The following is a 24800-nucleotide window of genomic DNA, read 5'->3' as shown; positions in this document are numbered from 1 at the left end:
GACCGTTACAGAAAAGCAGGAAAATGCGAGCCGAAATCGAAAACGTGGTCGATGAAACCAAGCAGGCTATCACCCTGCTGAGGAGGCATCTTTGACTGGGACCAGGCGATAAGACGGCTGGACTGGTTGAACAACAAGGCAGAGGATCCGAGCCTCTGGAACGACGCGCAGGAAGCCCAGAAGCTGATGCGCGAGCGCCAGCAGCTCGATGACGGCATCAATGGCGTCAAGCAGCTGGAACAGCAGCTGAACGACAATATCGAGCTGATCGAGCTCGGCGAGGAAGAGGGCGACGAAGGCGTCGTCAGGGAAGCCGAGGATACGCTGAAGGCCCTGAAGGCCGAGGCTGCGCGCCGGCAGGTGGAAGCCATGCTCTCCGGCGAGGCCGACGGCAACGACACCTATCTCGAAGTTCATTCCGGCGCCGGCGGCACCGAAAGCCAGGACTGGGCGAACATGCTGCTGCGCATGTACACCCGCTGGGCCGAACGCCAGCGTTTCAAGGTCGAGCTTCTCGAAGTCCATGACGGCGAAGAGGCGGGCATCAAATCCGCGACCCTGCTCGTCAAGGGACACAATGCCTATGGCTGGCTGAAGACGGAATCGGGCGTGCACCGGCTGGTGCGCATCTCGCCTTACGACAGCAACGCGCGTCGCCACACCTCCTTCTCGTCGATCTGGGTCTATCCCGTGGTCGACGACTCGATCCAGATCGAGATCAACGAAGGTGATTGCCGCATCGATACCTATCGTTCGTCGGGCGCCGGCGGTCAGCACGTCAACACCACCGACTCGGCCGTGCGCATCACGCATATGCCGACCGGCATCGTCGTGCAGTGCCAGCAGGAGCGGTCGCAGCACAAGAACCGCGCCAAGGCCTGGGACATGCTGCGCGCCCGCATGTACGAAGCCGAGCTGAAGAAGCGTGAGGACGCCGCCAACGCCGAAGCCGCCTCCAAGACGGATATCGGCTGGGGCCACCAGATCCGCTCCTACGTGCTGCAGCCCTACCAGCTGGTCAAGGACCTGCGCACCGGCGTCGCCAGCACCGCGCCGGACGACGTGCTCGACGGCGAACTCAACGAGTTCATGGAAGCAGCCCTTGCCCACCGCATCAGCGGCGCTGCCGACGCGGTCGTCGACGACGTGGACTGATAGAGCAATTCCAGCAAAAGTGCGCAGCGGTTTTGCGTCCGGAATTGCGTAAGAACAAAGAGATAGCAGGATTAAAACGAAAAAGCCCCGGAGACGGGGCTTTTTTGATGCTCAGGCGATTGTTTTGACGGCGCTGTCCTGGAACAGCGCGGCCGACAGATCGGCAATCTCGTCATGAATGGCGGCGCGCTCGATATCAGGGGGATCGGTGAAGAGTTCCGCCGCAAAGGCCATGCCGAGGGCGGTACCTTCAGGCACGAAGACATAATGTCCAAGCCCGCCGCCGAAGATTTTAAGACGGCTGTGGGCGAGCCGCGCATGCAGCCATGCCGAACATTCCTCGGCCGGTGCCGCCCTGTCGGCATCGCCGACCAGAATCAGGGCGGGCGCGTCGACGGCTTTCAGGCTTTCCTCGCTGAAACCGAGAATGGACCGGCCCGGCGCGCACAGGAGCGCGGCCTTGATTCTGTCGTCCCGGTAAGACTTCGACATGCGCGACCATGAATCGCGAAACACCTCGCTGGTGCGAAGCAAGGTCGGGATATGATCGGCAAGGTCGGGAAACTCCCTTGGTCCGCGCGCCCCGCCCGGCTTCATCCTGGATGGTTCGAACTGCGAGAACTGGGCGACCGCACCAAGAAGCAGCGCGACGCTATAGGCTCCGGCCGAAAATCCGGCCGCGAATACACGGGTCGTATCGATATGACAGGAGAGATCGCCGAGCCAGTCATCTCTATGGTCGAGCATGAAGCTCAGATCCGGTGCCCGCTCCCAAAGACAGGCAAAGCCTTCGGCGCGATAGGGCTCGTTGCCGGTATTGCCGTGATGGTTGACGCCGATGGCTGCAAATCCGCGCTCGGCGAGCCGTCGCGCCAGCCACTCTAATCCCGCCGCGGATCCGCCGGTGCCATGCGACAGCAGCACGAGGGGATAGGGCCGGGCCTGTGGCCGGATGGCTGCGTCGCGGGCGACGAGTGCCTTCTTGAACCAGCTTCTTTCCGCCGTCTCGTTTTCCCGCGCCGCATCGGCGGCGGGATACCACAGCGACCAGCTGATGGGTCTGGGGCCGTCTGCGTCCCAGTTCGGCCTGTTTTCGTCGTAAAGGACGCCGTCGCGGAAGCCGAGTTTCATCTCTTCTGCACCTTCCCGAACGATTCCCCGCGGTTCAATTCGTCGCCTTCTCGACGGTGATGTCGCCGAATTCGTCGATCAGCACGGTCCAGCCATCCGGCTCGGCATTGGGGTCGGTCTTCAGATAGATCGTCGCGAACAGCCCGGGTTGCTTGATGATGCCGTTCGAATTCTCGGGGCGGATGTCGGTAATATAAGGCTTCAGGTCGCTGAACTCCTGCAGTTCGACGGTAGAAGCGATCGCCGGGCCGGTCTCGGTCTGGGCAATCTGCTGCAGGTAGACCTTCGAGGTCCTGTCTGCCTGGCGGACGGCAAAGAGCTTGTAGTAACCGTGGCGCTGCGTGGCCTTTGCTTGCGGGTTGGCAACGCTCTCGGCGGCTGTCGGCGCCCGCTCGACTTCAGGTGCGTTGCCGTCATCCTCCCAATAGCCGGTGCTGGTCGCGAAAATCACCGATGCCGGCAGGATGACGTCCTGCGCCGGCAAGGCCGCGGCCGACCATCCGATGAGGAAAACGGTGGTCATCAATATCCGTCGCAATGCCATCGTCTCAATCCTTGAACTGCTCGGCGAGAATACGGTCGGACCAGGAGCGGTCGGGATCGGAAAGAATGCGCGCCGTCATATGCTCCGACTGGGCAATGCGGACATGCAGCACCGATTTGACCTCGGTATTGTCGGCCACCGCATTGACCGGCCGCTTCACCGGCTCGAGAACGTCGATATCGACGGTCACCTTGTTCGGCAGCAGTGCGCCCCGCCAGCGCCGCGGCCGGAAAGCGCTGACCGGCGTCATGGCGAGCAGCGGCGCCTCGAGCGGCAGGATCGGGCCATGGGCGGAAAGATTATAGGCCGTCGACCCGGCAGGGGTCGCCACCATCAGCCCGTCGCAGATCAGCTCCTCCAGGCGCACGCGCCCGTCCACCGTCACCTTCAGATTCGCCGCCTGATAGGACTGGCGGAAAAGATAGACCTCATTGATGGCGAGCGCCGTCGAATTGGTGCCGTCGGCGTTGGCCGTCGTCATCTGCAACGGCCGGAAGACGTTTTCGACGGCGACGCAGATGCGCTCCTGAAGCTGTTCGCTGCGATAGTCGTTCATCAGGAAGCCGACCGAGCCGCGGTTCATGCCGTAGACCAGCTTGCCGGAGTTCATGGTGTTGTGCAGCGTCTGCAGCATGAAACCATCGCCGCCGAGCGCAACGATGACATCGGCATCATCGGCCGGCACGTCGCCATAGATGCGAATCAACTCCTCGCGCGCGGCGAGCGCCTCCGTCGTCGGCGAAGCGATAAAGGAAAGAGTTTGAAATGAACGGCCCATGCAATGCCCTTTGTGAAGCTGCTCTAGCTAACGGATAAAGGGCTGGCGCGACAAGGACGTTTTCTATCGCCAGGCGTTTGAGCGGCAGCCGACCTCTCCGCACAGACACGAATTTTCCTTTACAGAATCATAGAATCTGCTAGTTGGGCACCTATTGCCCTTGTAGCTCAGTTGGTAGAGCACCTGATTTGTAATCAGGGGGTCGCGGGTTCGAACCCTGCCGGGGGCACCATCTTTTTCCGCGCGATATCCCTGCCCAGACGATAGCTGTGGTTCGACCTCGCTTCGCCCGATCGCACCGGCAGATTTTTCCAGCCATCGCACATCGCTGGATGAACCTTGTCTGAAGGGCTGCTTCAGCGCCAATTCAGCCGCGCCGGCTTAACTTCGCCTCATCATCACTGAGGAAACAGCCATGAAGCTCGCACATCTCTTTTTCGCCGCAACCGTGTCCGTCGGTGCGGCTTTTTCGTCCGTCGCCCCGGCCGCCGCCATGCCCGTCGACCGGCCGGCCGTGTCGGCCCAGGGCGATATCGTTCAAGTCCGTGATGGCTGGCGCCATGATCGCGACGGTGACGACCGCGGCTGGCGTGATGAGCGTGACGACCGCGGTTGGCGCCATCAGCGCGATTGGCGCCGGTCCGACTGGCGCGGTGACGACTGGCGCTGGCGCCGGTGGCGTGCCGAGCGTTGGCAGGAACGCCGTGAGTGGCGCCATCGCGATCGTGGCATGCCTTTCTGGCTCTACCGCGGCTGACGCCAACGCATTCTGCGACAGCGTCCATTGCGCGCCCGAGACGCGCGGCGAGAGAACGGCCCCATCCGGGCCGTTTTTCAATGACTGACGGGTTCGTTGACGCTTGCCTCGAGCTTGCTGCCGTTGCCGGTCTCGCCGGCGCCCGACGGCGACAGGATTGCGATGCTGAGCACGGAGGCGACCATGAAGGCGACGACGGCAATCATTATGCGCATAGGCGTTCAATCCTCGTTCAGTGGGGATTAACGCGCCATTGTCGTCCGCGTTCCTATCGGGGCTAAAGCGCGCCGCATCGAATTTGATTCATGCTACGCGCTTTAGCCTTTTGTTTTTATGCATGTCGTTACCCCGGAACCGCGGCACACTTCCTGATGACATGCACTATTGCACCGTCCCCGGCGTCGCGGGGCCGGGCGCCGTCGGTGACAGGGGATCGGGCTGGTGGACCGGGTGCGAGGTGTCCACCCAGATGATGCTGAGAATGATCCCGACGAAGACCGCGATGAAGAGGATACCGAAAATCAGCGGTCGAATAGCCATGATGGGGATCGTTCCTTCTTGCTTCCGACCGGTCGTTGCGATCGGTCATCGCCCGATCATAGTGCTCCAGGAGGTCTTTCCAAGGCAAAATCGAATTTCTCCGGCATCGCGCGAGCCTTGCGGGGCTATCGCAGCCATCCGTTTTCCATCTGTCGCAGCGGGTTGAACTGTGTCAGGGATGCCTGAAACAGTTGGGGACGGACGTCATGAAACGCACGGTTACAGCATCGGTCATTGTCGCGGCATTCGTCTCCTTCGCCGAAGCCTCGGAAAACGCGCGCGCTTTCGACAAGCCGATAAAAGTCGATGTGGTCGCGTTGCCGAAGGATGAGCTCAATCCCGATGCGAAACCGAAGATCACCTGCAGCCGCTACCCCGCCTTCATGGTCAAGGAGGTCGATCTCGGCGAAGTCGGCGCCGAAAAGCTGGCGCTGCTTGCCCCCGATGCGCCGTGTGAGCGCGCCGGCGAGCGCGAACGGGTGATTGCGGACGATACCGCCGGCTATCTCATGGGCGTCAGCGGCGGTTTCGTCCTTTTTCGTGCAGCGGACGGGTGGAACGGCGGGCTGCCTTTCGTCGTCTACGATGCGGCGACAGGCGAGCGGCTGCTCGACGATTCCCTCGAGGGCGACGGTTTTGCCGCGATCAGGAGTGGGAAGGGGGAGCTGACCCTCGATTTCCGTCGCGTCTACACGGCGTCCTGTTCGCTCTATCTGGAGCGTGCTGCCTGTGCGAAGACGATCGTCGCCGATACCGGTCTGTCGCAACTGCCGGATTGCACCGCCGCCTACAAGGCGGAAATCAAACGCAGTCCCGACCATGCCGGCGAAATCGGGAAGCTGCCGAGCGTGATCGTCTATCCTGTCGAGGTTGCCTATGCGGCAGGCGACACGGCGCGCCGGGCGTTGGAAGGAACGACGGCCTGCCGGTTACCGAGCTGACCAGCGTGTTGGCGGGATGCGCCGCTACTGTCGAATCATTGACGCACGAGCGACAGCGGCTTGCCGCCTTCTTCCTTCGATTTGTCGAAATTGCCGTCGGCGCGCATGTCGAAGCCAAGCGATGCGCCGTCGCTGCCCATCAGCGTCAGGCCGAAACCCTCGATATGCCAGACCGCGAGTTTCAGCCTGGCGACATTGGCGGCGCAGTCGCCGGAGAGCGACAGCGGCGCGTTGCCGTCCGCATCGGCATGGCCGTCGAGTGTCACACCGCAGAGCCTTTCGCCGTCCGGTCTTTGCATCGTCCATGTTCCGGCAAGGCTGCTGAAGCTCGGCAGGCGATCGATGCCGTCAGGCGCGGTGATCAGCAAAAGCGGTGCGCCGTCCTCAGTCTTCATCGGCGAGCCCTCGTTCTCGACGAAACGGGCGAGCACCTTGCGCGTCGCATCGATCAGGATGATGCCGCCATTGCCGTCGAAATTCCAGGCAGCGGCTTCGGCAAGAGCCGGCAGCGGCTTGGCGCAGGCGTCCTGGCCGGACAGCGAATGACCGCCGATCGCCATGTCGGTTTCGAACGTCATCCGGCATCCCGCGCGCCCGTCTTCCGGCGCAACGAGATAGGTCCCTGCCTGGGCCTTCAGAATATCGGGATCGATATCCTGCCCATGGGCCATGCCGCAGAAAAGCAATGCCGCTGCCGGAGCCGCGAGCCGAAGGACGAAACGGGTCATGACAGTTCCTTTTTGTCGCGGGCCCGCCGTGGACCGGCCTATGCTTTCAAAAAGAGCCGCGCCGCATAAAGCGCGATTGCCGCAGCATTCGAAACGTTCAGCGATTTGATCGCGCCCGGCATGTCGAGACGGGCAAGCGCAGTAACGGTCTCGCGCGTCTTCTGCCTGAGCCCCTTGCCCTCCGAGCCGAGCACCAGCGCCACCTTCTCACCCGAGAACGTGCCCTCGAGCGGCGCCGGCCCTTCCGAATCGAGGCCGATGGTGGAGAAGCCGAGCTTGTGCAGTTCACCGAGGGCATCGGCGAGATTGGTCACCTGTATATAAGGTATCAGTTCCAGCGCGCCGGAGGCGGATTTGGCGAGCACGCCTGACTCGGTCGGGCTATGTCTCTGAGTGGTGATAACGGCGCCGGCATTGAAGGCGACGGCCGAGCGCATGATCGCGCCGACATTATGGGGATCGGTGACCTGGTCGAGGACGAGCAGGAGCGGGCTGTCCTTCAGGGCTTCGAGACGGCGGACCGGCAGCGGCCGCGTTTCCAGCATCACGCCCTGATGGATCGCCTCGGGGCCGAGCACCTTGTCGATATCCTGCGGCGAGACGATCTCGAAGGGAATGCCGAGCGTTTCGGCGTCGACTTCGAGCCGCGCCAGCGCGTTCTGCGTCACGAAGAGCTTGATCTTCTTGCGCTCGGGATTGTCGAGGGCGGCGCGCACCGTATGCAGGCCGTAAAGATGCACCTGGTCGGGCGCCAGCGCCGGCGGCTTCCAGTCGTCGCCGCCGCGCTTGCGCTTCTGCGGCTGAGGGGTCGGGATCTCGCCGCGTTCGCGCTTGGCGTCACGGTGGGCGCGCCGCAGCGTGGCGTAATGCGTATCCTTGGCCGATGGGTCTGTCGCGGTCTTGCCGCCGGGTTTTTTGTCTTTGCTCATGCGGCTTTATAGCCATGGCGCTCGCCGCCGCATAGGCTTTCTTTCATATGCCGGCTTTCGGCCGCGAATGAAATTTTTCGTGTTTTTTCCGTGGTCATCGTGTTGACAGACGGAAATGCTCCGGTCATATACGCGGCGCAGACGACGGGCGGCAACGCTTCGAAGTCTGACAAACTTGGTCTTCTAGATCCGGACGAAAAACTGGAGAGATGCCCGAGTGGTTAAAGGGGACGGACTGTAAATCCGTTGGCTCAGCCTACGTTGGTTCAAATCCAACTCTCTCCACCATTCGTCATCGGATCGGACCACCCCGCGGGTATAGCTCAATGGTAGAGCAGCAGCCTTCCAAGCTGAATACGCGGGTTCGATTCCCGCTACCCGCTCCAGTTCTTCCAAGCCCAATTCATGCGACCGGCACCGCGGCGATCATTCGGCATGCGGATGTTTTCCGAAGAGGCCGGCGATAGCGCGCATCGACCGGCAGGCGAGGGCGCTCGGCGCCGGGCGCGGTAGCTGATCTCCGCCAGCCCACGCGATTTTCTCCAAGGATTTCAGTGATTTTAGAGGGGGCTTCGGCGAATCACCTTGCAGGCGGCGAATTGTCCCCCATATGCGCTGTCACACCAAGAATGGCGTCTGCAATTAAGTCTTGCGCAATTTCGCCGAAAGCCTTAAACGGCGGCACTAAACCGGTTCGCCGGGGCCCACCATTTCGTTCACAGGAAGCATTCAAATGGCAAAGAGTAAGTTTGAGCGCAACAAGCCGCACGTCAACATCGGCACGATCGGCCACGTTGACCACGGCAAGACGTCTCTGACGGCAGCGATCACGAAGTACTTCGGTGAGTTCAAGGCGTACGACCAGATCGACGCTGCTCCGGAAGAAAAGGCCCGTGGCATCACCATTTCGACGGCGCACGTCGAATATGAGACGCCGGCCCGCCACTACGCGCACGTCGACTGCCCCGGCCACGCCGACTACGTCAAGAACATGATCACCGGTGCTGCCCAGATGGACGGCGCGATCCTGGTATGCTCGGCCGCTGACGGCCCGATGCCGCAGACGCGCGAACACATTCTGCTGGCCCGCCAGGTCGGCGTTCCGGCGATCGTTGTGTTCCTGAACAAGGTCGACCAGGTTGACGACGCCGAGCTTCTCGAACTGGTCGAGCTCGAAGTTCGCGAACTGCTGTCGTCCTACGACTTCCCGGGCGACGATATCCCGGTCGTCAAGGGTTCGGCGCTGGCCGCTCTCGAAGACAGCGACAAGAAGATCGGCGAAGACGCGATCCGCGAGCTGATGGCTGCGGTCGACTCTTACATCCCGACGCCTGAGCGTCCGATCGACCAGCCGTTCCTGATGCCGATCGAAGACGTGTTCTCGATCTCTGGCCGCGGCACGGTCGTGACCGGCCGCGTCGAGCGTGGCATCGTCAAGGTTGGCGAAGAAGTCGAGATCGTCGGCATCCGCGCGACCTCGAAGACGACGGTGACCGGCGTTGAAATGTTCCGCAAGCTGCTCGATCAGGGCCAGGCCGGCGACAACATCGGCGCGCTGGTTCGCGGTGTGAACCGTGACGGTGTCGAGCGTGGCCAGATCCTGTGCAAGCCGGGCTCTGTCAAGCCGCACAAGAAGTTCATGGCGGAAGCCTACATCCTGACGAAGGAAGAGGGTGGCCGTCATACGCCGTTCTTCACCAATTACCGTCCGCAGTTCTACTTCCGCACGACTGACGTGACCGGCATCGTCACGCTGCCTGAGGGCACGGAGATGGTCATGCCGGGCGACAACGTCACGGTTGCCGTCGAGCTGATCGTTCCGATCGCGATGGAAGAAAAGCTGCGCTTCGCCATCCGCGAAGGCGGCCGCACCGTCGGCGCCGGCATCGTTGCCTCGATCGTCGAGTAATCCTGGGATTACCCGAAATTCAGGAAAAACCCCGCTGGAAACGGCGGGGTTTTTTCGTTTTGATGCCTGTTCGGGGGGTTAACAGGTGTTGTAAAAATATCGTTAAATGTGCCCGTCACAGTATTTTGTTCATCTCACATTCAGAAACCGGTTGTGATTGGTTCATTTTAGTCCAGACTCCTTCATGCAAAGAGGAGAGCCCGGATGATTCCAAAGGCCACATTCGCTGCGACGATATTCGCAATGTATGTTTTCACGATGTTTTTCATCGCTGCCATTCCGCAGGAGGTTGTTCAGGCGGCCGGCGTGCAGATCGGCGAGGTAAGTGTCGTTAAGTGATGATTAGCGCAGTTCCTTAAGGGCTGCGATGATCGGAAATGATCGGCCAGGCGCTCCCGGATAGGATGCTCCTGGCGACGCGGGGGTGAACCCTTGCAGGACGCTCGCTTGCTCTTCGCGCGGAAGCGTCTAACTATGCCTCCGATTTGATGACGCGGAGGATATTCCATGAAGAAGCGAATTCTGTTCACGGGCGGTTCGGGCAAGGCGGGTCGCCATGCCGTGCCATGGCTCGTCAAATCAGGTTACGAGGTTCACAACCTCGATCTCGTGCCGCTGGACAGTCCCGGCGTCACCAATCTCATTGCCGATATCACCGACAGCGGTCAGGTTTTCAATGCGCTGTCGATGCATCGCGATTTTCCCGATCTCGACGCGGGCAGGGGCGTGCAGCCCTTCGACGCCGTCGTGCATTTCGCCGCCATCCCGCGGATCCTGATCAAACCGGACAATGAGACTTTCCGCATCAACACGATGGGCACTTATAATGTCATCGAGGCGGCGGTGAAGCTCGGCATCAGGAAGATTATCGTCGCATCGAGCGAGACGACCTACGGCGTCTGCTTCGCCGAAGGCCACCGCGATTTTCACCAGTTCCCGCTGGAGGAAGACTACGACGTCAATCCGATGGATTCCTACGGGCTTTCCAAGGTGGTCAACGAAAAGACGGCCCGCGCCTTTGCCGAACGGTCGGGCTTCGACATCTATGCGCTGCGAATCGGCAATGTCATCGAGCCGCACGAATATGAGCGGTTCCCCACCTATTTCGCCAATCCCGAGATGCGCAAGCGCATCGCCTGGAGCTATATCGATGCCCGCGATCTCGGGCAGATCTGCCATCTCTGCATCGAAAAGGACGGTCTCGGCTATCAGGTGTTCAACGCGGCCAACGACACCGTCTCGGCCAACACGCCGTCGAAGGAGCTTGCCAAGCGATTCTTTCCGAACGTGCCCTTCACCCGCGAGATCGGTGAATATGAAGGCCTGCTCTCCAACCGCAAGATTCGCGAGATGCTGGGGTTTAGGGAAGAGCACGATTGGCGGAAATATGTGAAGGTCTGAACGGATCCTTTCGGCGCGATGAGCAGGCCGATCGCTCGCATATCCGCAGAATGGCTATGAAAATCGAAAATCGTGCTTGCCAATCCGCCGTCGTCGTCTTAAAGGGTGCGCCATGCTTTTCAGCAGCGATTTGCGGGCCTTGGCCCGGCGCTGAATGATCGGTATGAAGGGGTATAGCTCAGTTGGTAGAGCGGCGGTCTCCAAAACCGCAGGTCGTAGGTTCGAGCCCTACTGCCCCTGCCATTTTCCTTGATGCGGGACAGCGCGGACATGCTCGCGGCATTCCGGCCGGGGATTGATGGGTGATGACTAATTTCGTTAAACTTCGGTTTCCCTCTTGTGTATTCGGAAATCGGTGTTTATTTAGGGTTCAACAGACACGCGGTGCGTGGGGCTGATAGTTTCAGCTTTACGCGCCGTAATTGCGTGGGCAGTCGATGGCATCCAAATCCAATCCATTTGCGTTTCTGCAGCAGGTTCGCTCCGAGACGTCCAAAGTTACATGGCCGTCGCGCCGCGAGACGATGATCTCGACGGTTATGGTGCTTGTGATGGTGGTTTTCGCTGCGCTGTTTTTCTTTGCCGCTGACCAGCTGATCGGCTGGGTTCTGAGCTTCGTGCTGAATACCGGCAACTGATACGGGTGGAGATGAAAATGGCGGCACGTTGGTACATCGTCCACGCATATTCAAATTTTGAAAAGAAGGTCGCTGAAGACATCGAGAACAAGGCTCGCCAGAAGGGGCTTGAGCACCTGTTCGAGAAGATCCTCGTGCCGACCGAAAAGGTGGTGGAAGTGCGTCGCGGCCGCAAGGTCGACAGCGAGCGCAAGTTCTTCCCTGGTTATGTCATGGTTCGCGCCAACCTGACGGACGAGGCCTACCACCTGATCAAGAATACGCCGAAGGTCACAGGTTTCCTCGGCTCCGACAATAAGCCCGTTCCGATTCCGGATTATGAAGCTGAGCGCATTCTCGGCCAGGTCCAGGAAGGTGTCGAGCGGCCGAAGGCCTCCATCACCTTCGAGATCGGCGAGCAGGTACGCGTTTCCGACGGCCCGTTCGCGTCGTTCAACGGCACGGTTCAGGATGTGGACGAAGAGCGTTCGCGCCTGAAGGTTGAAGTGTCGATCTTCGGCCGCGCAACGCCGGTCGAGCTGGAATACGCTCAGGTCGAGAAGGTCTGATTGTAAGAGATTGGAAGCAGGCCTTGCGGCCGGTTTCCTGCGGACCTTGTCCGCACCCGCGTGGAAGGTGAGGGGTCTTAGCCGGACCCTAATGATCCGCACCACGCAACCGCAGCCGCCGGAGAGATCCGGCATCACGGGCCGGGCAACCGGCTGTTCATGAAAGGCAGAGAGATATGGCTAAGAAAGTTGCAGGCCAGCTCAAGCTTCAGGTCAAGGCAGGATCGGCTAACCCGTCCCCGCCGATTGGTCCGGCGCTTGGTCAGCGTGGCATTAACATCATGGAATTCTGCAAGGCGTTCAATGCCGCCACGCAGGAAATGGAAAAGGGTATGCCGATCCCGGTCGTCATCACCTATTACCAGGACAAGTCCTTCACCTTCGCGATGAAGCAGCCTCCGGTCAGCTACTGGCTGAAGAAGGAAGCGAAGATCACGTCCGGTTCCAAGACCCCGGGCAAGGGTCCGAAGGCCGGTTCCCTCACCAAGGCTCAGATCAAGACGATCGCAGAAGCCAAGATGAAGGATCTGAACGCAGCGGATATCGAAGGTGCAATGGCGATGATCGAGGGCTCTGCCCGCGCCATGGGCCTGGAAGTGGTGGGTTAAGATCATGGCTGGTAAGCGCACGCAGAAGATCAACGAAGGTGTTGATCCCACCAAGCTCTATGCTCTCTCCCTGGCTATCGGCATGGTCAAGGAACGGGCTGTCGCCAAGTTCGACGAAACCATCGAAGTCTCGATGAACCTCGGCGTCGATCCGCGCCATGCGGACCAGATGGTTCGCGGCGTCGTCAACCTGCCGAACGGCACCGGCCGTACGGTTCGCGTTGCCGTCTTCGCACGTGGCGTCAAGGCCGATGAAGCCAAGGCTGCCGGTGCCGATATCGTCGGTGCTGAAGACCTCGTCGAAATCGTCCAGGGCGGCAAGATCGAATTCGATCGCTGCATCGCCACCCCCGACATGATGCCGCTGGTCGGTCGTCTCGGTAAGGTTCTCGGCCCGCGCGGCATGATGCCGAACCCGAAGGTCGGCACCGTCACCATGGATGTCGCCGGAGCCGTCAAGGCTTCCAAGGGCGGCGCTGTCGAGTTCCGCGTCGAGAAGGCTGGTATCGTCCATGCCGGCATCGGCAAGGCCTCTTTCGACGCCAAGGCTCTGGAAGAAAACATCCGCGCCTTCGCTGACGCCGTCATCAAGGCGAAGCCGGCTGGCGCCAAGGGCAACTATGTCAAGCGCGTCGCGATTTCGTCGACCATGGGCCCGGGCGTCAAGATCGAAGTCGGCTCGGTCACCGCAGGTCCGACTGCATAAGTTGATTGCCGGACCTCGGTCCGGTCACTGAATTCCGGCCTCGCAAGGGGCCGGATATTCCGGAGAAATCCGGAATCCTGTCCGAGATTGCAGGTGGTTTTCCCTTAATCACTTCGCCTGCATGAGACGGGTAAGACCCGAATTTCATGAAGTTCGCTTCTAGGAAATCGGTTCGAGCCTTGGATGCCTTGTGCCTCTTTAGCCTTGATTGGCGCGGGAGCGCGGGGGGACAGGATCCTCAAGCGTCGCTTGGGATCTCGCATGATCCCGGGAGGCAAAAGGCAACCCGGCGGGCCCGTTTTCGGTCCCGCCAACTGGAGATAGGCAGTGGAAAGAGCGGAAAAACGCGAATTCGTCACGGAACTGAACGAAGTCTTCAAGGCTTCTGGCTCAGTCGTCGTGGCCCACTATGCTGGTGCTACAGTCGCGCAGATGAACGATTTTCGTTCGAAGATGCGTGCAGCTGGCGGTACCGTCAAAGTCGCGAAGAACCGCCTGGCCAAAATTGCCCTTCAGGGTACGGAAGCGGAAGGGATTACCAATCTCTTCAAGGGTCAGACGCTGATTGCATACAGCACCGATCCGATCACCGCTCCGAAGGTCGTCATGGATTTCGCCAAGACCAACGACAAGATCGTTGTTCTGGGCGGCGCCATGGGAACAACCACGCTCAACGCCGATGCAGTCAAGTCGCTTGCGACCCTGCCTTCGCTCGATGAGCTGCGTGCGAAGCTGCTGGGCATGATCCAGACACCGGCTACCCGCATCGCTGGGGTTGTTGCAGCACCGGCAAGCCAGCTTGCCCGCGTGTTTGCGGCCTACGCCAAGAAGGACGAAGCCGCTTAAGGCGGTTTTTCGCTGTTTATAATCAACCGGTTCGAACCGAACAAAAGGAACTAGTAAAATGGCTGATCTCGCAAAGATCGTTGACGACCTCTCCTCGCTGACCGTTCTGGAAGCTGCAGAACTGTCGAAGCTTCTCGAAGAAAAGTGGGGCGTTTCCGCTGCCGCTCCGGTAGCTGTTGCTGCCGCTGCTGGTGGTGCTGGCCCGGCTGTCGTTGAAGAAGAAAAGACCGAATTCGACGTTATCCTCGTCGACGCCGGCGCCAACAAGATCAACGTCATCAAGGAAGTCCGCGCCATCACCGGTCTCGGCCTCAAGGAAGCCAAGGACCTCGTCGAAGGCGCTCCGAAGGCTGTCAAGGAAGGCGTCAACAAGGCTGAAGCCGCTGACATCAAGAAGAAGCTTGAAGACGCTGGCGCCAAGGCCGACGTCAAGTAATCTTGAAACGCTTTTGGGAGGCAGTCTCTGCTGCCTCCCATTTGCCGTTTTTCTGAACGAATTACCCAAAAGCCGCGTCAAACCGGCTTTTGGGTAATGGGTTCTTCAAAAGGATAGTCTCGCACCGAGGGCAGCACAGCAATCCGAGCTGAGCGTTTTCGGGTGTCTGACGAGATTGAACGACCCATTGATAGACGGGATCGACTGGCCATCGGTTCCCGTCCGTTGCAGGCCCGGGTGCAAGATTTTGAAGGAGCGACGATGGCTCAGACCCTTTCGTTCAACGGTCGCAGGCGCGTACGCAAGTTTTTTGGTAAGATCCCCGAAGTCGCAGAAATGCCGAACCTCATCGAGGTTCAGAAGGCGTCCTACGACCAGTTTCTGATGGTTGAAGAGCCGAAAGGCGGCCGGCCCGACGAGGGCCTTCAGGCCGTTTTCAAGTCGGTTTTCCCGATCACCGATTTCTCCGGCGCTTCCATGCTGGAATTCGTGTCCTACGAATTCGAGCCGCCGAAGTTCGACGTTGACGAATGCCGTCAGCGCGACCTGACCTATGCTGCGCCGCTGAAGGTGACGCTGCGCTTGATCGTGTTCGATATCGACGAGGATACCGGCGCGAAGTCGATCAAGGACATCAAGGAACAGTCCGTTTACATGGGCGACATGCCGCTCATGACCAACAACGGCACGTTCATCGTCAACGGCACCGAGCGCGTCATCGTGTCCCAGATGCACCGTTCGCCGGGCGTCTTCTTCGACCACGACAAGGGCAAGAGCCATTCTTCCGGCAAGCTGCTCTTTGCCGCCCGTGTCATCCCCTATCGCGGCTCCTGGCTCGATATCGAATTCGACGCCAAGGACATCGTCTACGCCCGTATCGACCGTCGCCGTAAGATCCCTGTCACGTCGCTGCTGATGGCGCTCGGCATGGATGGCGAGGAAATCCTCGACACCTTCTACACGAAGTCGCTCTACAAGCGCGCCGGCGACGGCTGGCGCATTCCCTTCAAGCCGGAAACGCTGAAGGGCGCCAAGGCGATCACCGAGATGGTCGACGCCGATACCGGCGAAGTCGTCGTGGAAGCCGGCAAGAAGCTGACCCCGCGCCTGTTGCGCCAGCTGTCCGAAAAGGGCCTGAAGGCGCTTAAGGCCGGCGACGACGACCTCTACGGCAACTACCTCGCCGAAGACATCGTCAACTACTCCACCGGTGAGATCTATCTCGAAGCCGGCGACGAAATCGACGAGAAGACGCTCGGTATCATCCTGGCGAACGGTTTCGACGAGATCCCGGTTCTCGGCATCGACCACATCAATGTCGGCGCCTATATTCGCAACACGCTTTCGGCCGATAAGAACGAGAACCGTCAGGACGCTCTGTTCGACATCTACCGCGTCATGCGTCCGGGTGAACCGCCGACCATGGAATCGGCCGAAGCCATGTTCAACTCGCTGTTCTTCGATGCGGAGCGTTACGACCTCTCCGCCGTCGGCCGCGTCAAGATGAACATGCGTCTCGACCTGACCGTCGAAGACACCGTCCGCATCCTGCGCAAGGACGACATCCTGGCCGTGGTCAAGATGCTGGTCGAACTGCGCGACGGCAAGGGCGAGATCGACGACATCGATAACCTCGGCAACCGCCGCGTCCGTTCGGTCGGCGAGCTGATGGAAAACCAGTACCGTCTCGGCCTGCTGCGCATGGAGCGCGCGATCAAGGAACGCATGTCCTCGATCGAGATCGACACGGTCATGCCGCAGGATCTGATCAACGCCAAGCCGGCGGCTGCCGCGGTGCGCGAATTCTTCGGTTCCTCGCAGCTTTCGCAGTTCATGGACCAGGTCAACCCGCTCTCGGAAATCACCCACAAGCGCCGTCTTTCGGCTCTTGGCCCGGGCGGTCTGACCCGTGAGCGCGCCGGCTTCGAAGTCCGCGACGTTCATCCGACCCACTACGGCCGCATTTGCCCGATCGAAACGCCTGAGGGCCCGAACATCGGTCTGATCAACTCGCTTGCGACCTTTGCCCGCGTCAACAAGTACGGCTTCATCGAAAGCCCGTACCGCCGCATCGTCGACGGCAGGGTGACGAGCGACGTGCTCTACCTCTCCGCCATGGAAGAGGCGAAGTACTACGTCGCCCAGGCCAACGCCGAAATGAACGCCGACGGTTCCTTCGTCGATGAGTTCGTCGTCTGCCGCCATGCCGGCGAAGTTATGCTCGCACCCCGCGACAGCATGAACCTGATGGACGTTTCGCCGAAGCAGGTCGTTTCGGTCGCAGCCGCGCTCATCCCGTTCCTGGAAAACGACGACGCCAACCGCGCCCTCATGGGCTCGAACATGCAGCGTCAGGCCGTGCCGCTGCTGCGCGCCGAAGCCCCGTTCGTCGGCACCGGCATGGAGCCGGTCGTTGCCCGTGACTCGGGTGCCGCCATCGGCGCCCGCCGCGGCGGCGTGGTCGACCAGGTCGACGCGACGCGTATCGTTATCCGCGCCACCGAAGACCTCGAAGCCGGCAAATCCGGCGTCGATATCTACCGCCTGCAGAAGTTCCAGCGTTCGAACCAGAACACCTGCGTCAACCAGCGCCCGCTGGTCACCGTCGGTGACGTCGTCAACCGCGGCGACATTCTCGCCGACGGCCCGTCGACCGATCTCGGCGACCTGGCGCTCGGCCGCAACGCGCTCGTCGCGTTCATGCCCTGGAACGGCTACAACTACGAAGACTCGATCCTGCTCTCCGAGCGTATCGTAGCCGACGACGTGTTCACCTCCATCCACATCGAGGAATTCGAAGTGATGGCGCGCGACACCAAGCTTGGCCCTGAGGAAATCACCCGCGATATTCCGAACGTTTCGGAAGAAGCGCTGAAGAACCTCGACGAAGCCGGCATCGTCTATATCGGCGCCGAAGTTCAGCCGGGCGATATCCTCGTCGGCAAGATCACCCCGAAGGGCGAAAGCCCGATGACGCCTGAGGAAAAGCTTCTGCGCGCCATCTTCGGCGAAAAGGCCTCCGACGTGCGCGATACATCCATGCGCATGCCGCCCGGCACTTACGGCACGATCGTCGAAGTGCGCGTCTTCAACCGCCATGGCGTCGAGAAGGACGAGCGCGCGATGGCGATCGAGCGCGAAGAGATCGAGCGTCTGGCAAAGGACCGCGACGATGAGCAGGCGATCCTCGACCGTAACGTCTACGGCCGTCTGATCGACATGCTGCGCGGCCAGGCTTCCATCGCCGGCCCGAAGGGCTTCAAGAAGGGCACCGAGCTTTCGAACGCCGTCGTCTCCGAATATCCCCGCTCGCAGTGGTGGATGTTCGCCGTCGAGGACGAGAAGGTTCAGAGCGAGCTCGAAGCGCTCCGCGGCCAGTACGACGAATCCAAGTCGCGCCTTGAACAGCGCTTCATGGACAAGGTCGAGAAGGTCCAGCGCGGCGATGAAATGCCCCCTGGCGTCATGAAGATGGTCAAGGTCTTCGTCGCCGTGAAGCGCAAGATCCAGCCGGGCGACAAGATGGCCGGCCGTCACGGGAACAAGGGCGTCGTCTCGCGCATTGTGCCTGTCGAGGACATGCCGTTCCTCGAAGACGGCACGCATGTCGACGTCGTTCTGAACCCGCTCGGCGTTCCCTCGCGCATGAACGTCGGCCAGATTCTCGAAACCCACCTGGGTTGGGCCTGCGCCGGCATGGGTCGCCAGATCGGCGAACTGATCGAGGCATACAAGGCCAATGGCAACATCGAGCCGCTGCGCAAGACCATCGGCGATGTCGTCGGTGACGGTCCGAAGGCCGAACAGGTCCACGAGTTCGACGACGAATCCGTTCTGCGTCTCGCCGACCAGTGGAAGCGCGGCGTTTCGATTGCAACGCCTGTTTTCGACGGCGCGAACGAAGGCGACGTCAACGACATGCTGCGTCTGGCAGGTCTCAAGGACACCGGCCAGTCGACGCTCTATGACGGCCGTACCGGCGAGCAGTTCGACCGCCAGGTGACCGTGGGCTACATCTACATGCTGAAGCTCAACCACCTGGTCGACGACAAGATCCATGCCCGCTCGATTGGACCTTACTCGCTCGTGACCCAGCAGCCGCTGGGCGGCAAGGCGCAGTTCGGCGGACAGCGCTTCGGCGAAATGGAAGTCTGGGCGCTCGAAGCATACGGCGCGGCCTACACGCTGCAGGAAATGCTGACGGTGAAGTCGGACGACGTCGCCGGCCGCACCAAGGTCTACGAAGCCATCGTCCGCGGAGACGACACGTTCGAAGCCGGTATTCCGGAAAGCTTCAACGTTCTCGTCAAGGAAATGCGCTCGCTGGGCCTTAGCGTCGAGCTCGAAAACACCAAGCTTGACGAGGCGCAGGCAGCGCAGCTGCCCGACGCGGCCGAGTAAGCACCTGATAGGGCGTGCGCTGCCAATGCGGCGCACGCCGGTCCCGCCGGGCGCCGTATCCATATCGGCCCTGCAGGGAAGTTTCGCCGCATCTTGCGGTTATTCTCGTTTAAGCGAGGGAGGCGGCTCCCGGGAATTTGCCGCCGGCCATCGCATTTTGAGGGCGCTTTAGCCCATGAAGGAGACAGGCATGAACCAAGAGGTCATGAATCTTTTCAATCCGCAGGTGCCTGCACAGAATTTCGATTCCATTCGGATTTCGATCGCGTCTCCGGAGAAGATCCTCTCCTGGTCCTACGGTGAGATCAAGAAGCCGGAAACCATCAACTACCGTACGTTCAAGCCGGAACGCGACGGTTTGTTCTGCGCGCGCATCTTCGGGCCGATCAAGGACTACGAATGCCTGTGCGGCAAGTACAAGCGCATGAAGTACAAGGGCATCATCTGCGAAAAGTGCGGCGTCGAAGTGACGCTGTCGCGCGTTCGCCGTGAGCGCATGGGCCATATCGAGCTCGCCGCTCCCGTTGCCCATATCTGGTTCCTGAAGTCGCTGCCGTCGCGCATCTCGACGCTGCTCGACATGACGCTGAAGGATGTCGAGCGCGTCCTCTATTTCGAAAACTATATCGTCACCGAGCCGGGCCTGACGGCCCTGAAGGAGCACCAGCTCCTCTCGGAAGAAGAGTACATGCTCGCCGTCGACGAATATGGCGAAGACCAGTTCACCGCGATGATCGGCGCTGAGGCGATCTACGAGATGCTGGCCTCGATGAACCTCGAAAAGATCGCCGGCGACCTGCGCTCCGAGCTTGCCGACACCACGTCGGATCTCAAGCAGAAGAAGCTGATGAAGCGCCTGAAGATCGTCGAGAACTTCATGGAGTCGGGCAATCGTCCGGAATGGATGATCATGAAGGTCGTTCCGGTCATTCCGCCGGACCTGCGTCCGCTGGTTCCGCTCGACGGCGGCCGTTTCGCGACGTCGGACCTGAACGATCTCTACCGCCGCGTCATCAACCGTAACAACCGTCTGAAGCGCCTCATCGAGCTTCGTGCGCCCGGCATCATCATCCGCAACGAAAAGCGCATGCTGCAGGAATCGGTTGACGCGCTGTTCGACAACGGCCGCCGCGGCCGCGTCATCACCGGCGCCAACAAGCGTCCGCTGAAGTCGCTGTCCGACATGCTGAAGGGCAAACAGGGCCGCTTCCGCCAGAACCTGCTCGGCAAGCGTGTCGACTATTCCGGCCGTTCGGTCATCGTTACCGGTCCGGAACTGAAGCTGCACCAGTGCGGCCTGCCGAAGAAGATGGCGCTTGAGCTCTTCAAGCCGTTCATCTACGCCCGCCTCGACGCCAAGGGTTACTCCTCGACCGTCAAGCAGGCCAAGAAGCTGGTCGAAAAGGAAAAGCCCGAGGTCTGGGATATCCTCGACGAGGTCATCCGCGAGCATCCGGTTCTCTTGAACCGCGCGCCGACGCTGCACCGCCTGGGCATCCAGGCCTTCGAACCCACCCTGGTCGAAGGCAAGGCGATCCAGCTGCACCCGCTCGTCTGCACGGCCTTCAACGCCGACTTCGACGGTGACCAGATGGCCGTTCACGTGCCGCTGTCGCTCGAAGCCCAGCTCGAAGCCCGCGTGCTGATGATGTCGACCAACAACATCCTGCATCCGGCCAACGGCGCGCCGATCATCGTTCCCTCGCAGGACATGGTTCTCGGCCTCTATTACCTGTCGATCCTGAACCAGAACGAACCGGGCGAAGGCATGGCCTTCTCCGACCTCGGCGAGCTGCATCACGCCCTCGAAACCAAGGTCGTGACGCTGCACACCAAGATCCGCGGCCGCTTCAAGTCGGTCGACGAGGATGGCAAGCCCTATTCGAAGATCTATGAGACGACGCCTGGCCGTCTGCTCATCGGCGAACTGCTGCCGAAGAACGGCAAGGTGCCCTTCGACATCTGCAACCAGGAAATGACCAAGAAGAACATCTCCAAGATGATCGACACGGTCTACCGCCATTGCGGCCAGAAGGACACGGTCATCTTCTGCGACCGCATCATGCAGCTCGGCTTCTCCCATGCCTGCCGCGCCGGCATTTCGTTCGGCAAGGACGACATGGTCATTCCGGATGCCAAGGCCAAGATCGTTGCCGACACCGAAAGCCTGGTGAAGGAATACGAGCAGCAGTACAATGACGGCCTGATCACCCAGGGCGAAAAGTACAATAAGGTTGTCGACGCCTGGGGCAAGGCCACCGAAAAGGTCGCCGAAGAAATGATGGCCCGCATCAAGGCGGTCGAATTCGACGAGAACACCGGCCGTCAGAAGCCGATGAACTCGATCTACATGATGAGCCATTCCGGCGCCCGCGGTTCTCCGAACCAGATGCGCCAGCTAGGCGGCATGCGCGGCCTGATGGCCAAGCCGTCGGGTGAAATCATCGAGACGCCGATCATCTCGAACTTCAAGGAAGGCCTGACCGTCAACGAGTACTTCAACTCGACGCACGGCGCCCGTAAGGGTCTAGCAGACACCGCCTTGAAGACCGCCAACTCGGGTTACCTGACCCGCCGTCTCGTCGACGTCGCGCAGGATTGCATCGTCACGCACGTCGATTGCGGCACCGAAACCGGCCTCACCATGACCGCCATCGTCGATGCCGGTCAGGTCGTCGCCTCGCTCGGCGCCCGCATCCTCGGCCGCACGGCGCTCGACGATATCGATCATCCGGTCACGGGTGAGCGCCTCGTCGATGCCGGCAAGATGATCCTCGAGCCCGATGTCATCGAGATCGAGAAAGCCGGTATCCAGTCGATCCGCATCCGCTCGGCGCTGACCTGCGAAATCCAGACGGGCGTCTGCTCGGTCTGCTACGGCCGCGACCTGGCCCGTGGTACGCCTGTCAACATGGGCGAAGCCGTCGGCGTCATCGCTGCTCAGTCGATCGGCGAGCCGGGCACCCAGCTCACCATGCGTACCTTCCACCTTGGCGGTACGGCAACCGTGGTCGACCAGTCGTTCCTGGAAGCCTCGTACGAAGGTACGGTGCAGATCAAGAACCGCAACATCCTGCGCAACTCCGATGGCAACCTCGTTGCCATGGGCCGCAACATGACCGTCCAGATCCTGGACGAGCGTGGTGTGGAGCGCTCCTCGCAGCGTGTCGCCTACGGTTCGAAGCTGCATGTCGACGAAGGCGACAAGGTCAAGCGCGGCCAGCGTCTGGCGGAGTGGGATCCCTACACCCGTCCGATGATGACCGAAGTGGCTGGCACCGTTCAGTTCGAAGACCTGGTCGACGGTCTCTCGGTTCTGGAAGCGACCGACGAATCCACCGGCATCACCAAGCGTCAGGTCATCGACTGGCGTTCGACCCCGCGCGGTTCGGACCTCAAGCCGGCGATCGTCATCAAGGATGCCAGCGGCAATGTCGCCAAGCTGTCGCGTGGCGGCGACGCCCGCTTCCTGCTCTCGGTCGACGCCATTCTGTCGGTCGAGCCGGGCACCAAGGTCTCTCAGGGTGACGTTCTTGCGCGTTCGCCGCTGGAAAGCGCCAAGACAAAGGACATCACCGGCGGTCTGCCGCGTGTTGCCGAGCTCTTCGAAGCCCGCCGTCCGAAGGACCACGCCATCATCGCAGAGATCGATGGTACGATCCGCCTCGGCCGCGACTACAAGAACAAGCGCCGCGTCATCATCGAGCCGGCGGAAGACGGTGTCGAGCCTGTCGAATACCTGATCCCGAAGGGCAAGCCCTTCCACCTTCAGGAAGGCGACTATATCGAAAAGGGTGACTACATCCTCGACGGTAACCCGGCTCCGCACGACATCCTGGCGATCAAGGGCGTAGAGGCTCTGGCCTCTTACCTCGTCAACGAGATCCAGGAAGTCTACCGCTTGCAGGGTGTTGTCATCAACGACAAGCACATCGAGGTGATCGTCCGTCAGATGCTGCAGAAGGTGGAAATCACCGATGCAGGCGACTCGACCTATATCGTCGGCGACAATGTCGACCGGATCGAGCTCGAAGACGTCAACGATCACCTGATCGAGCAGGGCAAGAAGCCCGCCTACGGCGATCCGGTTCTTCTCGGCATCACCAAGGCGTCGTTGCAGACTCCGTCCTTCATCTCGGCCGCATCCTTCCAGGAAACGACCAAGGTGCTGACGGAAGCTGCGATCGCCGGCAAGACCGACGGCCTGCAGGGTCTGAAGGAAAACGTCATCGTCGGCCGTCTCATCCCGGCCGGCACCGGCGGCACCATGACCCAGATCCGCCGCATCGCCACGTCGCGCGACGAGCTGATCCTCGAGGAGCGCCGCAAGGGCACGGGTGCTGCCGTTGCCACGCCGATGCTGCAGGACATGGTCGAAAAGGCTCCGGCTGCGGAATAATCCGCGGCCGTTGCCCACCACCCGGTGGCCCAGGAATTGAAAAACCGCCCGGAGCGATCCGGGCGGTTTTCGTTTTTGGTCTGGTTTGGCCAGTCTTGGGGCCAGTCTTGGGGGCCAGTCTGGGGGAGGGAGCTGCTCCCGCCTATGCTGCCTTTAGCGACCCGCAGCGTCAGCGGCGGCTCCCGTCAGTTGAAGCGGATGATCGCGACCTCACCATCGACGGCGCCCTGGTAGGCAGAGGCGTGCGGCTCCTCGGCGGGCACCTCGGTCAGCATGCCGATCTGGTCGAGATCGGCCTCGATGAAGCCTTCCTCGGCAAGGGCGTTCAAAGCCTCGCGGACCGCTGTGTCGTCGTCGGGCGCCTTCAGCATGATGTGCAGGTCGATGCCGTCGCTGTCGTCGGACTCGTAGCCCTTGCCGATGATGATGAAGATCATCGGCCCGTCGAAATTGTTGTCGTTATCAGGTGTCGTAATCATCGCCTGTCCTTCGGCTCTTTGACGATTCGGTCGCTCGAATCCTTCTGAGAGGGCCGCACGCCGCAATTGCTGATTCCTTAACTGCTTTTGCCGCGATGCCCAAGTTTTTATCTTGGTACATGGCCGCCATTTCGTCTAGAAGGATGAAATCAGGCCGTTAGGCCCTGAGATCAAGGCGATACGGCGAGTTTATTTCTTAACCGGCCTTGACGAGAGGGGTGGAAACCAGTAGTACCCCGGCCATCAGATCCCATGTGAGGCTTGGCTGTTCGGGGCGACGCGCCCTGAAGTTCACCTCAAACAAGGTTCTAAACGCACGTTGAAGTCATGATGCTGCACGCACGACGCGTATTTATGCGTCCTCTGCTCCTTGTGGTCCATCTGCGGAAGCGGATCGGGCCATATTTTGCGCATTGACGGAAAGCATGCGTCACTGCCGGAGACGGCGCGAGTTCAAGCCCGCAAGGGTACTGAGATAAACGTAAGGGATGGTTGAATGCCTACCGTAAACCAGCTGATCCGCAAGCCTCGCCAGGCGAACGTAAAGCGTAATAAGGTTCCCGCACTCCAGGAGAACCCGCAGAAGCGCGGCGTTTGCACGCGCGTTTACACGACCACGCCGAAGAAGCCGAACTCGGCTCTGCGTAAGGTCGCAAAGATCCGCCTGACCAACGGCTTCGAAGTCATTGGTTACATCCCCGGCGAAGGTCACAACCTTCAGGAGCACTCTGTCGTCATGATCCGTGGCGGCCGCGTCAAGGACCTTCCGGGTGTCCGTTATCACATCATCCGCGGCGTTCTCGATACCCAGGGTGTCAAGAACCGCAAGCAGCGCCGCTCCAAGTACGGCGCGAAGCGTCCGAAGTAATTCGGTTTTGAATAATTCGGCGCTGCGCGAGGTCCTCCGCGTGATGAAGCGCCTTAAC

General features: G+C 60.7%; 24 protein-coding genes and 4 tRNA genes. 19 read left to right on the top strand and 9 right to left on the bottom strand.

Going from position 1 to position 24800, the window contains the following annotated elements:
• Positions 1–23: 23 nt before the first annotated feature.
• Positions 24–1155 (top strand): peptide chain release factor 2 gene (gene prfB, locus QMO80_RS04655; RefSeq protein WP_283199060.1). Its coding sequence is split into 2 segments (ribosomal slippage): positions 24–92 and positions 94–1155, totalling 1131 coding nucleotides; the frame shifts between segments, so codons are not numbered across the junction.
• Between the two features lie 111 nt (positions 1156–1266).
• On the opposite strand, the gene QMO80_RS04650 is transcribed toward prfB, so the two are convergent.
• Genes QMO80_RS04650 through QMO80_RS04640 form a run of 3 tightly spaced genes read right to left on the bottom strand, consistent with a single transcriptional unit; the run spans position 1267 to position 3608 of the window.
• Complete coding sequence (locus tag QMO80_RS04650) at positions 1267–2286, bottom strand: dienelactone hydrolase (RefSeq protein ID WP_283199059.1); 1020 nt, start codon at positions 2284–2286, stop codon at positions 1267–1269.
• Between the two features lie 34 nt (positions 2287–2320).
• Entirely contained in the window at positions 2321–2830 is a 510-nt protein-coding gene (locus QMO80_RS04645; RefSeq protein WP_283199058.1) for a hypothetical protein, read from the bottom strand.
• A gap of 4 nt (positions 2831–2834) precedes the next feature.
• Positions 2835–3608 (bottom strand): NAD kinase, encoded by a 774-nt coding sequence (locus tag QMO80_RS04640; RefSeq protein WP_283199057.1) that lies wholly within the window; start codon positions 3606–3608, stop codon positions 2835–2837.
• 156 nt (positions 3609–3764) lie between these two features.
• Here QMO80_RS04640 and QMO80_RS04635 point away from each other — a divergent pair.
• Positions 3765–3840: transfer RNA gene (locus QMO80_RS04635), tRNA-Thr, on the top strand.
• Between the two features lie 183 nt (positions 3841–4023).
• On the top strand, positions 4024–4365 hold the full coding sequence (locus tag QMO80_RS04630) for a hypothetical protein (RefSeq protein WP_283199056.1): 342 nt from the start codon (positions 4024–4026) through the stop codon (positions 4363–4365).
• A 77-nt stretch (positions 4366–4442) separates the two neighbouring features.
• Here QMO80_RS04630 and QMO80_RS04625 read toward each other — a convergent pair whose 3' ends face one another.
• Together QMO80_RS04625 and QMO80_RS04620 are read right to left on the bottom strand one after the other, a co-directional pair.
• Positions 4443–4580 carry a hypothetical protein gene (locus QMO80_RS04625; RefSeq protein WP_283199055.1) on the bottom strand — a complete coding sequence of 46 codons (138 nt, stop codon included), beginning with the start codon at positions 4578–4580 and terminating at the stop codon, positions 4443–4445.
• Between the two features lie 166 nt (positions 4581–4746).
• On the bottom strand, positions 4747–4905 hold the full coding sequence (locus tag QMO80_RS04620) for a hypothetical protein (protein ID WP_003587211.1): 159 nt from the start codon (positions 4903–4905) through the stop codon (positions 4747–4749).
• Between the two features lie 206 nt (positions 4906–5111).
• Between QMO80_RS04620 and QMO80_RS04615 the strand changes: the two genes are divergently transcribed.
• Positions 5112–5846 carry a hypothetical protein gene (locus tag QMO80_RS04615; RefSeq protein WP_283199054.1) on the top strand — a complete coding sequence of 245 codons (735 nt, stop codon included), beginning with the start codon at positions 5112–5114 and terminating at the stop codon, positions 5844–5846.
• A 35-nt stretch (positions 5847–5881) separates the two neighbouring features.
• Here the strand turns inward: QMO80_RS04615 and QMO80_RS04610 are convergent, their stop codons facing one another.
• Genes QMO80_RS04610 through QMO80_RS04600 form a run of 3 tightly spaced genes read right to left on the bottom strand, consistent with a single transcriptional unit; the run spans position 5882 to position 7676 of the window.
• Positions 5882–6574, bottom strand: coding sequence for an AprI/Inh family metalloprotease inhibitor (locus tag QMO80_RS04610; protein ID WP_283199053.1), 693 nt, complete (start codon positions 6572–6574; stop codon positions 5882–5884).
• Positions 6575–6612: 38 nt separating this feature from the next.
• Complete coding sequence (gene rlmB, locus QMO80_RS04605; protein ID WP_283199052.1) at positions 6613–7503, bottom strand: 23S rRNA (guanosine(2251)-2'-O)-methyltransferase RlmB; 891 nt, start codon at positions 7501–7503, stop codon at positions 6613–6615.
• Positions 7500–7676: a hypothetical protein gene (locus QMO80_RS04600; protein ID WP_283199051.1), complete on the bottom strand. Its 177-nt coding sequence runs from the start codon at positions 7674–7676 to the stop codon at positions 7500–7502. Before QMO80_RS04600 ends, rlmB begins: the two co-directional genes overlap by 4 nt.
• Positions 7677–7706: 30 nt before the next feature.
• On the opposite strand from QMO80_RS04600, the gene QMO80_RS04595 reads away from it, so the two are divergent.
• The 14 genes from QMO80_RS04595 (at position 7707) to rpoC (ending at position 23395) form a co-directional block, all read left to right on the top strand.
• A tRNA-Tyr gene (locus QMO80_RS04595) sits at positions 7707–7791 on the top strand.
• A 24-nt stretch (positions 7792–7815) separates the two neighbouring features.
• Positions 7816–7889, top strand: a tRNA-Gly gene (locus QMO80_RS04590).
• A gap of 347 nt (positions 7890–8236) precedes the next feature.
• Positions 8237–9412 (top strand): elongation factor Tu, encoded by a 1176-nt coding sequence (gene tuf, locus QMO80_RS04585; RefSeq protein ID WP_010069472.1) that lies wholly within the window; start codon positions 8237–8239, stop codon positions 9410–9412.
• A gap of 204 nt (positions 9413–9616) precedes the next feature.
• A complete protein-coding gene (locus tag QMO80_RS04580; protein WP_257784958.1) occupies positions 9617–9751 on the top strand; it encodes a hypothetical protein in 135 nt (44 codons plus the stop codon).
• Between the two features lie 168 nt (positions 9752–9919).
• The gene (locus QMO80_RS04575; protein ID WP_283199050.1) at positions 9920–10813 is read left to right on the top strand and encodes an NAD(P)-dependent oxidoreductase; all 894 of its coding nucleotides are present in this window, start codon (positions 9920–9922) and stop codon (positions 10811–10813) included.
• A gap of 167 nt (positions 10814–10980) precedes the next feature.
• Positions 10981–11056, top strand: a tRNA-Trp gene (locus tag QMO80_RS04570).
• 194 nt (positions 11057–11250) lie between these two features.
• Positions 11251–11451: a preprotein translocase subunit SecE gene (gene secE, locus QMO80_RS04565; protein ID WP_003573826.1), complete on the top strand. Its 201-nt coding sequence runs from the start codon at positions 11251–11253 to the stop codon at positions 11449–11451.
• 17 nt (positions 11452–11468) lie between these two features.
• Positions 11469–11999, top strand: a complete 531-nt coding sequence (gene nusG / locus QMO80_RS04560) for a transcription termination/antitermination protein NusG (protein ID WP_003547516.1) — start codon at positions 11469–11471, stop codon at positions 11997–11999.
• A 176-nt stretch (positions 12000–12175) separates the two neighbouring features.
• Positions 12176–12607, top strand: coding sequence for a 50S ribosomal protein L11 (rplK, locus tag QMO80_RS04555; RefSeq protein ID WP_064706969.1), 432 nt, complete (start codon positions 12176–12178; stop codon positions 12605–12607).
• A 4-nt stretch (positions 12608–12611) separates the two neighbouring features.
• Positions 12612–13313 (top strand): 50S ribosomal protein L1, encoded by a 702-nt coding sequence (gene rplA / locus QMO80_RS04550; protein WP_283199049.1) that lies wholly within the window; start codon positions 12612–12614, stop codon positions 13311–13313.
• Between the two features lie 327 nt (positions 13314–13640).
• Positions 13641–14159 (top strand): 50S ribosomal protein L10, encoded by a 519-nt coding sequence (rplJ, locus tag QMO80_RS04545; RefSeq protein WP_064801896.1) that lies wholly within the window; start codon positions 13641–13643, stop codon positions 14157–14159.
• Positions 14160–14217: 58 nt separating this feature from the next.
• Positions 14218–14595, top strand: a complete 378-nt coding sequence (gene rplL, locus QMO80_RS04540; protein WP_283199048.1) for a 50S ribosomal protein L7/L12 — start codon at positions 14218–14220, stop codon at positions 14593–14595.
• A gap of 261 nt (positions 14596–14856) precedes the next feature.
• A complete protein-coding gene (gene rpoB / locus QMO80_RS04535) occupies positions 14857–18996 on the top strand; it encodes a DNA-directed RNA polymerase subunit beta (protein ID WP_283199047.1) in 4140 nt (1379 codons plus the stop codon).
• A gap of 190 nt (positions 18997–19186) precedes the next feature.
• Positions 19187–23395 (top strand): DNA-directed RNA polymerase subunit beta', encoded by a 4209-nt coding sequence (gene rpoC, locus QMO80_RS04530; RefSeq protein WP_283199046.1) that lies wholly within the window; start codon positions 19187–19189, stop codon positions 23393–23395.
• A 185-nt stretch (positions 23396–23580) separates the two neighbouring features.
• Here the strand turns inward: rpoC and QMO80_RS04525 are convergent, their stop codons facing one another.
• Positions 23581–23874: a hypothetical protein gene (locus tag QMO80_RS04525; RefSeq protein WP_049734097.1), complete on the bottom strand. Its 294-nt coding sequence runs from the start codon at positions 23872–23874 to the stop codon at positions 23581–23583.
• 496 nt (positions 23875–24370) lie between these two features.
• Here QMO80_RS04525 and rpsL point away from each other — a divergent pair, with 496 nt between their 5' ends.
• Positions 24371–24742, top strand: coding sequence for a 30S ribosomal protein S12 (rpsL, locus tag QMO80_RS04520; RefSeq protein ID WP_003547537.1), 372 nt, complete (start codon positions 24371–24373; stop codon positions 24740–24742).
• Positions 24743–24800 lie beyond the last annotated feature (58 nt).

The sequence above is a fragment of the Rhizobium sp. BT03 genome (genome assembly GCF_030053155.1).
GTDB lineage: Bacteria > Pseudomonadota > Alphaproteobacteria > Rhizobiales > Rhizobiaceae > Rhizobium.
This window is presented reverse-complemented; position numbering and strand designations above follow the sequence as displayed.

Bases quoted from the DNA above. Each gene is read 5' to 3' on its own strand.
- QMO80_RS04650 (WP_283199059.1), bottom strand. From the start codon at position 2,286: ATGAAACTCGGCTTCCGCGACGGCGTCCTTTACGACGAAAACAGGCCG.
- QMO80_RS04645 (WP_283199058.1), bottom strand. From the start codon at position 2,830: ATGGCATTGCGACGGATATTGATGACCACCGTTTTCCTCATCGGATGG.
- QMO80_RS04640 (WP_283199057.1), bottom strand. From the start codon at position 3,608: ATGGGCCGTTCATTTCAAACTCTTTCCTTTATCGCTTCGCCGACGACG.
- QMO80_RS04630 (WP_283199056.1), top strand. From the start codon at position 4,024: ATGAAGCTCGCACATCTCTTTTTCGCCGCAACCGTGTCCGTCGGTGCG.
- QMO80_RS04625 (WP_283199055.1), bottom strand. From the start codon at position 4,580: ATGCGCATAATGATTGCCGTCGTCGCCTTCATGGTCGCCTCCGTGCTC.
- QMO80_RS04620 (WP_003587211.1), bottom strand. From the start codon at position 4,905: ATGGCTATTCGACCGCTGATTTTCGGTATCCTCTTCATCGCGGTCTTC.
- QMO80_RS04615 (WP_283199054.1), top strand. From the start codon at position 5,112: ATGAAACGCACGGTTACAGCATCGGTCATTGTCGCGGCATTCGTCTCC.
- QMO80_RS04610 (WP_283199053.1), bottom strand. From the start codon at position 6,574: ATGACCCGTTTCGTCCTTCGGCTCGCGGCTCCGGCAGCGGCATTGCTT.
- rlmB (WP_283199052.1), bottom strand. From the start codon at position 7,503: ATGAGCAAAGACAAAAAACCCGGCGGCAAGACCGCGACAGACCCATCG.
- tuf (WP_010069472.1), top strand. From the start codon at position 8,237: ATGGCAAAGAGTAAGTTTGAGCGCAACAAGCCGCACGTCAACATCGGC.
- QMO80_RS04580 (WP_257784958.1), top strand. From the start codon at position 9,617: ATGATTCCAAAGGCCACATTCGCTGCGACGATATTCGCAATGTATGTT.
- QMO80_RS04575 (WP_283199050.1), top strand. From the start codon at position 9,920: ATGAAGAAGCGAATTCTGTTCACGGGCGGTTCGGGCAAGGCGGGTCGC.
- secE (WP_003573826.1), top strand. From the start codon at position 11,251: ATGGCATCCAAATCCAATCCATTTGCGTTTCTGCAGCAGGTTCGCTCC.
- nusG (WP_003547516.1), top strand. From the start codon at position 11,469: ATGGCGGCACGTTGGTACATCGTCCACGCATATTCAAATTTTGAAAAG.
- rplK (WP_064706969.1), top strand. From the start codon at position 12,176: ATGGCTAAGAAAGTTGCAGGCCAGCTCAAGCTTCAGGTCAAGGCAGGA.
- rplA (WP_283199049.1), top strand. From the start codon at position 12,612: ATGGCTGGTAAGCGCACGCAGAAGATCAACGAAGGTGTTGATCCCACC.
- rplL (WP_283199048.1), top strand. From the start codon at position 14,218: ATGGCTGATCTCGCAAAGATCGTTGACGACCTCTCCTCGCTGACCGTT.
- rpoB (WP_283199047.1), top strand. From the start codon at position 14,857: ATGGCTCAGACCCTTTCGTTCAACGGTCGCAGGCGCGTACGCAAGTTT.
- rpoC (WP_283199046.1), top strand. From the start codon at position 19,187: ATGAACCAAGAGGTCATGAATCTTTTCAATCCGCAGGTGCCTGCACAG.
- QMO80_RS04525 (WP_049734097.1), bottom strand. From the start codon at position 23,874: ATGATTACGACACCTGATAACGACAACAATTTCGACGGGCCGATGATC.
- rpsL (WP_003547537.1), top strand. From the start codon at position 24,371: ATGCCTACCGTAAACCAGCTGATCCGCAAGCCTCGCCAGGCGAACGTA.